11 protein-coding genes and 1 pseudogene are annotated in these 13,360 nt (G+C 60.2%); 1 reads left to right on the top strand and 11 read right to left on the bottom strand.

Annotation, left to right across the window (positions count from 1 at the left end):
- Nucleotides 1-67: 67 nt before the first annotated feature.
- The 5 genes and pseudogenes from VSX56_RS14805 to VSX56_RS14785 form a co-directional block, all read right to left on the bottom strand.
- Nucleotides 68-1,214, bottom strand: a pseudogene (locus VSX56_RS14805) (IS3 family transposase).
- A gap of 265 nt (nt 1,215-1,479) precedes the next feature.
- The gene (locus VSX56_RS14800; RefSeq protein WP_350938228.1) at nt 1,480-1,752 is read right to left on the bottom strand and encodes a hypothetical protein; all 273 of its coding nucleotides are present in this window, start codon (nt 1,750-1,752) and stop codon (nt 1,480-1,482) included.
- Nucleotides 1,753-3,005: 1,253 nt separating this feature from the next.
- A complete protein-coding gene (locus VSX56_RS14795) occupies nt 3,006-4,379 on the bottom strand; it encodes a c-type cytochrome (protein ID WP_350938226.1) in 1,374 nt (457 codons plus the stop codon).
- On the bottom strand, nt 4,379-5,998 hold the full coding sequence (locus VSX56_RS14790; protein ID WP_350938223.1) for a GMC family oxidoreductase: 1,620 nt from the start codon (nt 5,996-5,998) through the stop codon (nt 4,379-4,381). The genes VSX56_RS14795 and VSX56_RS14790 overlap by 1 nt, the downstream gene beginning before the upstream one ends.
- Before the next feature lie 29 nt (nt 5,999-6,027).
- The gene (locus tag VSX56_RS14785; RefSeq protein ID WP_350938221.1) at nt 6,028-6,540 is read right to left on the bottom strand and encodes a sugar dehydrogenase complex small subunit; all 513 of its coding nucleotides are present in this window, start codon (nt 6,538-6,540) and stop codon (nt 6,028-6,030) included.
- 142 nt (nt 6,541-6,682) lie between these two features.
- On the opposite strand from VSX56_RS14785, the gene VSX56_RS14780 reads away from it, so the two are divergent.
- On the top strand, nt 6,683-7,654 hold the full coding sequence (locus VSX56_RS14780; RefSeq protein ID WP_350938219.1) for a LysR family transcriptional regulator: 972 nt from the start codon (nt 6,683-6,685) through the stop codon (nt 7,652-7,654).
- A 1-nt stretch (nt 7,655) separates the two neighbouring features.
- Here the strand turns inward: VSX56_RS14780 and VSX56_RS14775 are convergent, their stop codons facing one another.
- From VSX56_RS14775 to VSX56_RS14750, 6 genes are all read right to left on the bottom strand, one after another.
- Nucleotides 7,656-7,955: a hypothetical protein gene (locus VSX56_RS14775; protein ID WP_350938217.1), complete on the bottom strand. Its 300-nt coding sequence runs from the start codon at nt 7,953-7,955 to the stop codon at nt 7,656-7,658.
- A 585-nt stretch (nt 7,956-8,540) separates the two neighbouring features.
- On the bottom strand, nt 8,541-9,452 hold the full coding sequence (locus VSX56_RS14770; protein WP_350938215.1) for a phosphorylase family protein: 912 nt from the start codon (nt 9,450-9,452) through the stop codon (nt 8,541-8,543).
- An 11-nt stretch (nt 9,453-9,463) separates the two neighbouring features.
- Nucleotides 9,464-10,252, bottom strand: a complete 789-nt coding sequence (locus VSX56_RS14765; RefSeq protein WP_350938213.1) for an ABC transporter permease — start codon at nt 10,250-10,252, stop codon at nt 9,464-9,466.
- Nucleotides 10,245-11,162, bottom strand: a complete 918-nt coding sequence (locus tag VSX56_RS14760; protein WP_350938211.1) for an ABC transporter permease — start codon at nt 11,160-11,162, stop codon at nt 10,245-10,247. Before VSX56_RS14760 ends, VSX56_RS14765 begins: the two co-directional genes overlap by 8 nt.
- Complete coding sequence (locus VSX56_RS14755) at nt 11,159-12,187, bottom strand: ABC transporter ATP-binding protein (RefSeq protein ID WP_350938209.1); 1,029 nt, start codon at nt 12,185-12,187, stop codon at nt 11,159-11,161. Before VSX56_RS14755 ends, VSX56_RS14760 begins: the two co-directional genes overlap by 4 nt.
- A 57-nt stretch (nt 12,188-12,244) precedes the next feature.
- Nucleotides 12,245-13,297 (bottom strand): ABC transporter substrate-binding protein, encoded by a 1,053-nt coding sequence (locus tag VSX56_RS14750; protein WP_350938206.1) that lies wholly within the window; start codon nt 13,295-13,297, stop codon nt 12,245-12,247.
- Between the last annotated feature and the right edge of the window lie 63 nt (nt 13,298-13,360).

Here is a 13,360-nt window from a genome sequence, read left to right as displayed (position 1 = left end):
TCTTTGATGCCGTTGAGGATATGAAAACGTAGTCCGTTCCGCGCACGACTGAATAGCCCTGCGTTTCTTAGACGCCATCGTGTCTCAGTTGCTGCTGCTTTTCGAAGTCGACGGGCGACAGCATCCCGTTCCGGGCGTATTTACGCTTCGGGTCGTAGAACATTTCTATGTAGCCGAACACATCCTGCCTGGTTTCTTCGCGTATCCGGTAGGTCTGTCGCCTGATCCGATCTCGCTTCAGCAGATTGAAGAAGCTCTCCGCAACTGCGTTGTCATGGCAGTTTCCGCGGCGGCTCGTAGAATACTCCAGATTGTGTGCCCGAAGAAATGCGGCCCAGTTCATGCTGGCGAATTGGCTGCCCTGGTCCGAGTGGATCAGAACCTTTTTCTTGGGCTTTCTCCGCCACGTCGCCATCAGCAGCGCTTGCAGGACAACATCTGTCGTCTGGCGGCTCTGCTCTGCATCGCCCAGCCGACGACACGACGCGAGAACAGATCGATGACCACGGCCAGATAGGCGAAGCCTTCCTGCGTGCGGGTGTAGGTGATGTCGGTGACCCATACCTTGTCCGGCGCTCCCACATCAAACTGCCGGTCGAGCGTGTTGTCGACGACGACCGAAGGCTTCCCGCCGTACTTACCCGGTTAACGTTTGTAGCCGATCTGCGCATTGATGCCGGCCAAGCTGGTCAGGCGGGCGACCCGGTTCAGGCAGAGGCTTTCGCCCTGCTCGAGAAGGTCGTCATGCAGCTTGCGGTGGCCGTAGACCTTGCCGCTGTCCACCCTCGCCTCCTTCAGCATCTCGGTCTGCCGCTTGTCTTCTTGGGCTCGCCTGCTCAACGGTGCCTTCAGCCAAGCATAGAACCCGCTCGGCTCTATGCGCAAGCAGCGGCACATGGCACTGATAGAGAACTGTCCGTGATGCTCGGCCACGAACACGTATCTCACTTTGCATCACTGGCGAAATACGCGGTCGCCTTTTTTAGGATATCCCGCTCCTCCGTCACCCTCAGGAGCTCGCGCTTCAACCGACGGATCTCGGCCACCTTCCCATTGTCACCGGATGACGCCTTCGCGAACTTCTTCTTCCAAGCGTAAAGGGAATACGCGCTGACCTCCAGACGCTCGGAAACTTCCCTGACCGGGTAGCCCCTCTTCGTGATCTGGGCGACGGCATCTCGCTTGAATTCGTCGCTGAACTTGGTGCTGCTCATCATGGCCTCCTTGCCTCAAAACTAGCAAAGAAGGCGTCCACGATACACGGGGCTACGCGGACGGTTTTTCCTACCTCACCACCACAACGCTCGATCTCTCGGATGATGAAGCTGCAGGTTCCCATTCTCATGAGGCCCGTCAGAACAAAGCACTTACCTGCAAACTCGATGAGTGTCGGGTCTGAGAGCGGTTCGTCCAGCTGTGCGGTGTTGCCGATATTTGGAACTCCCGTATCTACTAAACTTCACCGACCAGCGACGAGATTCATTGCCGGATTTCCTCTACTTCGTCAGCGCTCAGGACTCGGTCCGCCATCGCGGCTTCAGCCGCACGCCAGAGATCCCGATATACCCGTGAGGAGGTCAGCGTATCGCTGGATCTGATCCTTGCGAGTATGGCGTCGGCTTCCTCGGGGAGGATCACCCCATCACAAAGGATACCAGCGCAAAACCCGAGGAACTCGTTCACTTCGTCTCGCTCGCTGTACAGCGCCGCGGTCTGGATCTCACTCCTCTTAATGGCGATCACGTTTGCCAACGAAGCCATCAAGTCATTTTGGCCGAAAAAGCATCACGCGCGTATGTCTTCGGCCAAGTCAGACGCATCAGGATCGTTGATAAATGCCGCGAACTTGTCGGCTTCAGCGAGAATTGCGGTCTCCTCACCGAACTCAATCGCGTGAGATGAAAGGGCACCTTCGAGGAAACTGATCCAGTATACCTAACGCTTTCTATCAATCGCTCCTTCTTGGATACGGTCGATGTCTGCCCTGGTTTTCGGGGCAGATGAAGGTGACGAAATCTTGGAACGTGCTTTGTCAGAGAGTGAGATGAAAGAACCTTTTGGCTGTGAATGATCCAGCGTAAGCACAGATATCTGACTGAAGCAAACATTTTCCAGGATCGATGTTAGTCACGTAGCCTTAGCGATAAACCGCGATCCGTGATCAGATATTTCATGCTGATGTGAACGGCGACTTTAGAGGACCTGCACTGCGGAGCTCGGCCATGGGCCGAACGGCAGGACAGGGCGGCTGGTGGCCGTGGGTTTGGTGCTGCGCCGTTATGCTAGTGCTAAGTTGCTCCTGATGATCAAATGGCCTTATCTCGGCGATTCTGTGAGCGTTTTCCGAGCGGCCTCCTCTGTAGCTGCCGAGCGAGACACCCCCTTTAGGCAATTCGATTAAAGCCGGACGCGCGCTCCCGCGCGGTTGCACGGCAGTCAACTGGCAGGAGCATCGGAACTGACACCAAACGCCCCCTGTATCCTTCGTCCGTGTAAGGACGTGTTCGTTCAGGGAGCCGCCCACGCGAGAAACCCCGCACCAATTTCCGGAACCCAGACCGGACAGGGCATCACTATGAAAGAGGGCAACATATAGCGGATTATCGATGCTCCGGCTGCGGTTTTGTCGAGGCGGCGGAGCGCATGATCGTGACCCGTCGTGGCACCGAGCCAAGCCATGCAGCAACATCACGCCGTACCAAAGCTGCTGCCCGTCCCGACAGTAGCCACAAGTGCCGTGGTAATCGTGGGACCGATGCCGGGGATCTCCACCTCTGCTCAGGAGGATAACACTGGATTGGTGGGAAGGCAGTTCATCCCTTTAGTTCCGTGGCGCTCGCGTCCGGTACGGCCTACACCTCGAAACTTGGGCCCGTACGGCAAGCCGCTGCCCTGAAAACCAAGAAGAGCCGCACCGAAAATCATCCGGGCGGCTCTAAGTGTGAGTTCTGGCGAACACTGTGTTTGGTTGACGGGGCCTCTTCTATCGGAAGCTCCCCGTCGGTTCATGACTTTCTACGACGTAGCAGTACTAGGGCCAGCAGCAAAACGATCACTACAGCACCAATCCCCATGAGAAGGCGGACCATTTGCAGCAGGTTCGGAGACGGGCCACCGGCACGAACCTGAGCCACATCGCTGGCGTCAACGTCGAAGGATCGGTGGCCGAACTGCGTCGATGCGTAGTTGGTCAGCTGCGCGATTTCTTCATCGGTAAGACTGTTGAAGCTATTCACCTGGGTACCGAAGGGCGGCATGAAGACATGCCCTTCGTCAGTGTTGCGATCAACTCCGTTCAGCACCGCCGCGATGAAATTCGACGCATTGGACCCAGTGGTAGCCGAATTGTGGAAGAGGCTGGGGTAATACTGGTCCTTCGTCCCGGTCCCGTTGATGCCATGGCAGGAGGCGCAGTTCGCCGAATAGACTTGCGCCCCGGCAGCCAGGCCGGAGGGGGCCGTATCGAGACCGCGGAAGGAAGCGGTCATGTTGCCCGGTTGCCCCTGGTCGAACCGTCCCTCTTTTTTTGCGCCAGAAGAGGCAGGCACATCCGCTAGGTAGGTGGCGATCGCCTCGAGATCCTCGGTCTTCAGCTTCGAGAAGCTGTGTTCGACCGCCTCTGCCATGCTGCCGCCGGCTTGGGCCCGCCCTTCGGCGCGGCCGGTCTGCAGATAGGAAATGATCTCGTCTTTGGACCAGCTGCCGATGCCTGTCTCCGGATCGGAGGTAATATCGGGGGCGTACCACGCGCCCACTTGCGCCCCGGCGAGGAACTTGTCATCCAGCTCCTGCATCAGGGCACCGCGAGGCGTGTGGCAGGTCGAGCAGTGCGCCGCGCCCTGCACGAGGTAGGCACCCCTGTTCCAAGCGTCGGTTTTCGACGGATCAGGCTGATAGGTGGCCGTATCGCGGAACAGCAGGTTCCAGCCCACCATTGACGCCCGGATGTTGAACGGGAACGGCAAGCTGGTCTGGGCACTGGGTTCTTCGACCGGCTCTACACCCCGCATGAAATAGGCATATAGCGCATGCATATCTTCGTCGGTCAGCTTCGCGAATGCAGTGTAGGGCATTGCAGGATACAGGTTTGCCCCGTCAGCGCGCACGCCGCGTCGTACCGCGTCGGAAAACTGAGCCTCGGTATAGGACCCGATACCGTAGGTCTTGGACGGCGTGATGTTAGTCGCGACGATGTCCCCCACCGGAGAAGCGATCACATGGTTGCCCGCAAAGGGTTTGTCGGCGTTACCGGTGTGGCAGGCCACGCAGTCCGACGCCGTCGCGATATAGCGTCCCCGTTCAGTCAGGTCATCCTGCGCTGAAGCGCTTCCGGCCAGCAGTACCGCACCGAGGGAAAGCGAAATGAGATGAATTTTCATCAGGCGCCTTTCGCCTCCGAGATCAGGGCCTCGGCGGCACGGAAGGCCAGGGAGGTCATGGTGATGGTGCTGTTGCCGCAGGCGGTCGAGGCCATGGCACCACCCCCTGGCAGGTAGAGGTTCTGGTGATCGTGGGTCCGGCAGACCGTATCGACGACGCTGTCGGCCGGGTTCTTGCCCATGACGGTGCCACCCATAAGGTGCTTGGAAGTTGAGAATTCCATTCCTGCAGACTTGAAATCGGTGGCGCCGATGGCCTCTGCGATCTGCTTCACGATGGGTTCGGCGTAGTCCCGGGCCGAGCGGCGCGTGTAATCACCTACATCCCAGTAGACGCTGGGGCGTGGCAGTCCAAAGGCGTCCTTGTTGGCCGACAACGTCAGGCGGTTGTTAGGATCGGGCAGCATCTCGTAAGCGGCCACTACGGAAACGGTGCAGGCAGTCAGACGACGGATTTCCTCGTCCAGAGCCCGGCCGACCTTGCCGGTCTTCAATGCGCGTTGCGCGATGTAGCGGTTGCGGGCGAAGTTGTTCATGCGGAAGTAAGCGCCTGCATGTTCGCTGCGGAACGCCCCTTGCGAGGTCTCCATGATGCCGCTGTTCACCACCGGCCCCTGGCCCAGCCAGTAGGGTTCCGTCGTGGTGAATGTGTAGCCCTGCTGCGGGTGGTCCATGATGTTGCGCCCCACTTGGTCGGAGGAGTTCGCCAGGCCGTTCGGGTTGCGATCATCGGCGGACATCAGCATCAGCTTGGGGGTCTCGATACCGTTGCAAGCCACGACGAAATGCTCGCCCGTCACGCGATGGCTTTCGCGATTACGGTCGTAGTAGTGAACTGCGGCGATCTGGTTCCCCTCGGTGGTCTCGACCTTGTAGACGACGGAATTGTCGAGGATGGTTGCCCCCTTGGCTTCCAGCCGGTTCAGCGCGGTGGCCGCGTCGTATTTCGCTCCGATCGGACAGACGGGGACACAGTTGTTGTTGGCGCAGCACGCCGGGCGATCATCGTAAGGGGTGCCGGAGTTTCGTGCCTGAGCGACCGGCAGGTTCCGCAGGCCCATCTTCTCACCGATGACGCGCGTGAACTTCTGTTCCCCTTGGCTCATCGGTAAGTGCGGCATGGGATAGTCCATCGACCGCGGACGGCGCGGCCATTGATCCAGCGGGTCGGAGGGGCCACAGATGCCAAGCGTACGCTCGGTCTTGTTGTAGTAGGGGTCGAGATCTTCGTAGCTGATCGCCCAATCGCGCCCCACGCCATAGAGGCTTTGAAGCTGCATGTCCTCGGGCGTCAACCGCCAGCAGGTGCCAGCCCAATGCCAAGTAGAGCCACCGGCATAGCGCACGTAAGTCGGATCATATGTGTTGGGGCCTGTACTTTCGAGGTACTCCTGCCCCGGATAGGGATGCTGTGCCATGTCGGTAGGGAAATAGGCGGCCGTCGCGGCAGGCTTGGCCCCCAGGGGTAGGTTGCGGTAGCGCTCGACGATCTCGGAGCGCGTGACACGGGGGCCGGCCTCGATCATCAGGACTTCGAGTCCGGCGTCGAGGCATTCCTCGGCGATCACGACACCGACGACGCCGGTGCCGACAATCACAACTTGAGAAGATGTGGGCATGGGAAACTTTCGGGGGAACTGATGAAGGGTCAAAACTGCGGCAGGTCGGCCAGCGGGAAGAGCTCGCGGCCCCAGCTATTCGGTGCGGAAAACCCGAAGGTCGGGATCGGCACCATGTCGAGGGTCGGCCGGTAGAGCAGCGCTTCCTCATAGGTGAAGAGCGTCGCGTCGCTGTCCCCGGAAGAGGAGCCCGTGTACCACGCGGCAATCACCCAATAGGCAAAATCGCGTAGCGGACCCTCCGGGAGGTCTTCGAAGAAATCTTCGACACGGGAGGAATTTCGGGCTGTTGCCGCGTCCGAAATCTGTTCGAGTATTTCGTCAAGGTCGGGGTAGCTGGCTGCGGCAAAGGCGGCGATGCGCGCGCCGGTCGCCGGATCGAGCTCATGGTTCACCAACATTTTGGAAACGTTCTGAAAGGCGCTTACGGTGCTGGCGTCTGAGGCGGCCCAAAGCGGGGCCGAAGTGCTGGCTACACCCAAGGCGGTGGCGCTTCCAAACAGGAAGCTGCGTCGCCCCAGGCGGGAAGAAGATTGGAACATTGGCAATGAAACCTCGGGGGTTGCAGGCTTGCGTGCCGGACATGTGGTGCACGGCCGCATGAGATGAGTGCAGTCGGTATTCCTTGACTGATCATAAGGCAAATCGTAATAAATTAATCATCGATAAGCAGGACAAATCAATATGCTGCCCCCCATTCGCCAGCTGGAAGCTTTCTTGGCCGTGGCCGAGGCGCGCTCCTTTCGCTTGGCAGCAGACAGAATGGGTATGTCACAGCCTGCTTTGTCGCAAAACATTGCCCAGCTGGAAGCGCACCTTGAGACCACGCTATTTCTGCGTAGCACCCGTTCGGTCCGACTGACCGCCGAAGGGGAGGAGCTGCGTGGACAACTGCAAACGCTGCTGCCCGCGCTGCGCGATGCGCTCGACCGGACGCGCAGCTTCGGTCAGGAAGACGGCACGTTACTAAGGTTGGGTTTCCTGGCTTCGGCGGCCGTGAAGTACCTGCCCTACGCGCTCCAGCAGTTCAGGGCGGAATTTCCCAAGGTGATCGTGCATGCGCGCGATGACACGGCGGAAGGCCTTTTTGCGGCTGTTAATGACGGGAAACTTGATCTGGCTGTAACCAGCTTCCTTCCGCATAAGAACCTCCAGGTGGAGTTCAAGTTGTTCCGAGCTGATCCTTTTGTTGCAGTCCTTCGACGGGACCACCCGCTAAGTAAGAGGGAAGAGGTGACCTGGGCAGAGCTTCTTGCATATGATTTCATCGGCGCCAACAGCGGCAGCGGAACCAGGCTTGCAACGGATGAGGCGATGCGTGCGATCAATAGACCGGCGCGCACCTCAATGGATTTTAATCACTACACAGCAGTCGCCGCGATGATTGAGGCAGGCATGGGTGTCAGCGCTCTTCCGACGGTCAACTGTCCCGCCGAAGATCACCCGGCACTCTGTACGCGTCCTCTGACTTCTCCGGCTGTCACACGGGACCTGGGTATCCTGACACCAAGCCGTGACGGCGCGATTTCTCACATAGTGCAGCGGTTTCAGGCTCACCTGATTGCGTCTGTTGAAATTGCCCATCGGGATGATCGGCCCGGCGCGGGAGCCGCTGTCGCGGCGAAATGGCCCCGGGAGGGCCATTCCAATCCGTGAGTTAGTGGCTCGCGGGCATAGGAACGATCAACACATCCTCATCCGGGCACATCTGGCTGTGATACTGGGTCATGGCGTCGGCCGAGCGGAAGTGCTTGTACTCGCCAGACGACGATGTGAACACCGGCTCTTCCGTCTCGTCGGGAAAGATACCCATGACGACCCAGACGGCTTTGCCGTTCGAAGGGGCTTTATGAGGTTCGTAGCGCAGGCGGCCTCCGCGTTTGATGAACTGGCGCACCCTGTTACCGAGGAACAGGGCGCGCTTCGGTTGTTGGACATCTTCGCTCGATTGGTCCATTTGCACCTCCTTTTTGGTCCGTCTGCGTCAAGCCGCAGCGTGAGTGACCGGCGGTGCAACGGGTCGTGTCGGCTCGCCGCTCGGGAAGAAGCGGTTGGCTGAGAATGTGACGCTGGCTCGAGGTAAGAAGCCCATGATGCCGGTCTTCGAGGCCTCGCTGAGATAGACGCGAAAAACGGTCATCTTGGGCATCCACCACTATGAACCAAGCGTGGACATGCGACTACAATTCAGCTTCAAATTTCCGCTGGGTCGATGTGGGACGGACGGTTGAGGGTGAGCGGCTTTCCAGCCTGGAATGAAGCGACCTTGGGAGCGGAGTTTCAGGCCGGAGCAGGCCCCGAACGAGACCCTAAGTATCGAGAGAGGGGCCTGTGGGAAACCGCGGCGGGGTTCGGGCGAATCCCGCGCGGGTCCGGGACCGCGTACCGAGGTTCCGGCCGCCGCCCTCTGCGCGGACGAATGGTCGCCCAGCGGCCTCCGTCTCGGCCACAGGTCCGGCCCGTATTTCGCGTTCAATTCGAATTAGGGCTTCGCAGGTGTCTGACGTCAGCGCCTTGTGATCCCTGCTTCTTTTGGATGGCTTCAGAACCGACTTGCTCGTTCGCGAGGCTGCGGAGTTTTCAGCTCGTGGCAGCTGCACTCGCCCCGTCCCGCCATCTGGATCGCTGTTTTAAGCGCGAGCTCCGAGGCCACGCGTGACAGGCTGGGCAGCACGCCGTCTTGCAAAAGCGTGCCGCGGTTGCGGTCCATATAGTCATTGAAGCCGGCGGTGACGAAGGCGAGCGGTACGAAACAGGCGCCGATCTCGCGCGACAGCGTGGCCTCCGGCGCGATCGAGTGGTTCATTACATCGGCCCCCATCGAGCGGAAGGCAAGCGCTTCGGCCGGTGTGGTCAGTCTGGGGCCATAGGCATGGGCTGCCACCAGACCCTGCTCGATCCCGTGGATGCGGCATTGGGCAGGCCAGATCTCGCGCGCGGCCCCGACCAGCACCTCCGAGCATTCGGCACAGACAATCGCCTTGCCCGAGGCATCAAAGCTCTGGCGCCCCGGCAGAAGCGAATAGGGGGTCTGGGTCAGTTCGATGATATCGGCATTGATCACCAGATCTCCGGGCTGGATGGCCTTGTTGAGCGCACCAATGGTCGAGCAGGCCAGAACCTGCCGCACACCCGCTTCTTGAAGGACCCAAAAGGCACGGCGGTGGCAGCTATGGTCGATCTCGTGGCGCGGATTGCCATGCGAATACATGCAAAGCGCACGGTAGGTCTGACCATCGGGCGTCACCGAGCCGTCAAATTCCAGCAGCTTCCAGTTATCCGAGCAGCCCCAAGGCGTCATGAAGCTCAGATCGCGTTCAATGACTGAGACGCCTTCGACACCGATATCTTCGGGGATGGCAAGGCCCCAATTGGCCGAACCGGTGATGAGGGCAAGCTTGACTTGCGGGATGGCGTGGCTCTGGCCAGCGGAGAGGGGAGCGTGTTCGGTCATGGAATGTGCTTTCATTTGGAGCGTATCGCGTTGACGATCAGCACAACGCTGATCACGACCACGCTCCAGAGTGTGGAAATAGCGGCGATCGTCGGGTCGATCTGGTCACGCAGCGACATGAACATCAGCTTGGGCAGCGTGGCGCTGTCGCCTGCCGCGATGAAAATCGAGATGACCGCCTCGTCGAGCGAGGTCAGGAAAGCCATGAGCGCGGCCGTCATCAGCGTGAAGCTGAGCTGGGGCAGAAGGATATGGGTAATGGCACGGATCCAGCCTGCTCCCATCGAGCGCGCCGCATTGACCTGCCCCCAGTCGAAACGTGTGACAGCCGGATGCAGCACGATCACCGTAACCGGAAGCGCCAGCACCACATGCCCGATCAGCACCCCGCGCAGTGTTCCGATCAGTCCGAGATTGGCCAGCACGAAGAACAGGCCGATCGCGAGAAGAATGCCCGGAATGACCGAGGGCGAGAGGATGTAAGTATAGAGGGTTTTCGAGGTCAGCCCCCCCAGCCGGTTCATCGCGATTGAGGTCATCAGGCTGATCGGAACGGCGATGGCGGCGGTCAGCACGCCCAGCACAAGCGAGGTGCGCAGCGCATGCATCCACGCGGTCGAGCCGAAGAAGCTGTCATACCAGCGCAGCGAGAAGCTGCGGGGTGGGAATTGCAGAAGATCCGAGCCCGAGAAAGAGAGCGGCACCACAATAAGGGTCGGCAGGATCAGAAAGATCAGGATCAGAGCGGCAAAGATCCACAGACCGATCTTGAAGCCGCGATTGTCGAACGCGTCAAGCATGGCGCGCCTCCTTGTGTTTGCGGGCCCGCACGATGGCAAATCGCAGCGCTGCGATGGTTCCGGCCAGCAGGGCCACCAAGATCAGCAACAACATCCCTAGTGCAGAGGCCGCGCCCCAATTCTGGAAGGTCGAGAGCGTGCGCTCGATACGGATCGCGATCGGGTTGACCTGTCCGCCACCGAGAATGGCCGGTGTGATGAAGAACCCGAGTGTGTAGATGAACACGATCATCGCCCCCGAGCGGATCCCGCCCGATGCAAGCGGCAGTACCACCGTGAACAGCGTGCGTGGCAGCGATGCTCCCATCGAGGCGCTGGCGCGGATCGTATTGGCGTCGATATCGCGCAAAGCGGCATAGGCAGGCAGAACGAAGAGCGGCAGCATGAAATGGACCATGCCGATCAGGGTGCCCGTGAAGTTATAGACAAGGTTGAGCGGCGCATCGGTCAGACCCAGCGCCTGCAGCGTCTGGTTGACCAGACCGTCGCGGCGCAGCAGCACGAGCCAGCCATAGGTCCGCACAAGGATCGAGGTCCAAAGCGGCAGCATCAGCACGATCAGCAGACGGTTGGCGACACGCTGCGAGGCCGAGGCCAGCGCCAGCGCCAGCGGCAGACCAAGCACGATGCACAAGGCAAGTGTGGCCGCCGAGAGCTCGACGGTGCTCCACACGGCTTTCCACGTCAGATCGGAGCTGAGCAGCTTGCTCCAGTTGTCAAGTGTGGGAGTGCCGCGCAGGGTCAGGAAACTCTGGCGCAGGATCCACAAGATGGGCAGCATTGCACAGAGCCCGACAAGGATCAGTGCGGGCAGAGAAAGCGAGAGGAAGAAGGTGTTCTCGCGGCGGGCGTCGCGCTTGAGCGCCGCGCGGTCGCTTGCAGGCGGGGCGGAAAGGGTCGTGTCGCTCATGCGTCTGTTCCAGCCTCAAGCAGATGGTGCACATGCTGGCGTGCGGCATGGGCAGTGATGGCATCGCCCGCGCGCAAATTCTCGCAGCCTTCGGCGCGGCTCGAGGGGATCGACAGCATCACTTCTTGCCCGCTGGCCAGCGCCAGCTGGACCAGCCAGTTCTCGCCACGGAAAGCCAGAGCCGCGACATGGCCCGAAAGCACAACGGCATCCGTTTCACCATCGACTTCGCCAAGATGGAGATGTTCGGCGCGGATCACCAGCTGACCTTGCGATGCAGCGCCCGCTGCCTCGGCCGGCAGGATATTCGCCTCGCCCATGAACTCGGCCACGAAAGCGGTGCGCGGACGGTGATAGATCTCTTGGGGGGTATCGATCTGGCGGATGCGTCCGGCCTCCATCACCGCGATGCGGTCCGACATGGTCAGGGCCTCGCGCTGGTCATGGGTGACATAGATCGTGGTGATGCCTAGATCGTCATGAAGACGGCGGATCTCGAACTGCATATGTTCGCGCAGGTTCTTATCAAGCGCAGAGAGCGGCTCGTCCATCAGCATCACGCGCGGTTCGTAGACGATGGCGCGTGCCAGAGCTACACGCTGGCGTTGCCCGCCCGAGAGCGCTGCGATGTCGCGCTCTGCAAAGGCGCCAAGTTTGACACGTTCAAGTGCCGCCATGGCCCGCTTGCGCGCTTCTGCCTCGCGGACACCGCGCAACTTGAGCGGATATTCGACATTGGCGCGCACGGACATATGCGGAAAGAGAGCGTAGTTCTGGAAGACGATGCCGATATCGCGCTTGTTGGGCGGAAGCCGCGTCACATCACGCTCGCCGATCATGATCGTTCCCGCTTCGGGGCGAATAAAACCCGCAAGCGCCATCAGAAGCGTGGTCTTGCCAGAGCCCGAGGGCCCGAGGAGCGTCAGAAACTCGCCCGGTTCGATACGAAGCGAGACGTCGTCAAGAGCGGTATAATCGCCATAGGTCTTACGCAGGCGTTCGAATGTGATGGGAAGCGGGGTCATGGCGGCCTTTCGGAACTTGAAGAGGGCTGGCCCGCCGCGGGGCAGACCAGCTAGCGTTTAGTTGTTGATCATTTCGTCGAAGGCGATCTGTGCGTCTTCGCCGTGTTTGACCCACCATGACGGATCGGCATAGACAGAGCCTTCGAGATTTTCGGGGGAGGTCGCGAGCTTGGGCATGCGGTCCTCGGGGATCAGGCCGGTCTTGTAGGCGGCTTCGTTGACCGGCCCGTAAAGGATGTAGTCGGTCAGCTTGGCTTCACGCTCGGGGGTGGTCATGGTCGCGATCAGACGCATTGCGTCTTTGGCATGCGGTGCGCCTGCGGGGACAGCAAGGCAGTCCGTGCCGATAACCGATCCTTTGAAGGTATAATCCGCGGGGCCTTGTTCCGCAGCGGCCGCGGCACGACCGTTCCAAGTTGCGGCCATATCGACCTCACCATCAGTCAGGATCTGTGCCGATTGCGCGCCAGAGGTCCACCAGATCGCCACATCGGGCTTGAGCTCTGCCAGCCGAGCGACGGCGCGTTTGATGCCATCTTCCGAGGACAGGACCTTATAGATATCGGCCGGAGCGACACCTTCCGACAAAAGTGCGATCTCGAGCACGTCTTGCGCATTGGCACGCAGCGCGCGGCGACCGGGATAGGTCTTGGTATCCCAGAAATCGGCCCAGGTCTTGGGGCCATTCTCGCCATAGGTTTTGGTGTTCCATGCCATGACCGTGCCATAGCTGTCGAACGGGTAGCAGTAATCGTTACGCGCCCCTTCGGGCAGAGCGTTCATGTCGACGACCGAGGTGTCGAGCTTCTCGAGCAGGCCCATATCGGCGGCCTGAGCGGCTTCGGCAGAGCCCAGATGGATGACATCGGTGGTCACGGCCTTCGACATCACCTGCATGCGCAGGGCGGCAAGGCTGTCGCTTTGGCTTTCCTCGCGGATATCAAGGCCGAGTTCTTTGCTGGCAGGGCCCCACATCGCTTCCTTGAGCCCCGTGCCATAATCTCCGCCGGCGGCAGTGATGGTCAGCGTTTCGGCGTAAAGGGCAGGCGTGGCCGTCAGGGAAAGTCCGGCGGCGAGTATCGAATACGAGAGAAGTCTTGGGTAAATCATCGGAACCTCTGTTGGCATACTGGGCAGATAAAGCCCTATTTTTCTTATTCGTAACGTTACGAA

Origin of the sequence: Thioclava kandeliae (assembly GCF_040297545.1) — a bacterium.
Taxonomy (GTDB): domain Bacteria; phylum Pseudomonadota; class Alphaproteobacteria; order Rhodobacterales; family Rhodobacteraceae; genus Thioclava; species Thioclava kandeliae.
The sequence above is the reverse complement of the archived record's forward strand: the minus strand, read 5'-3'. Positions and strand labels throughout refer to the sequence as shown.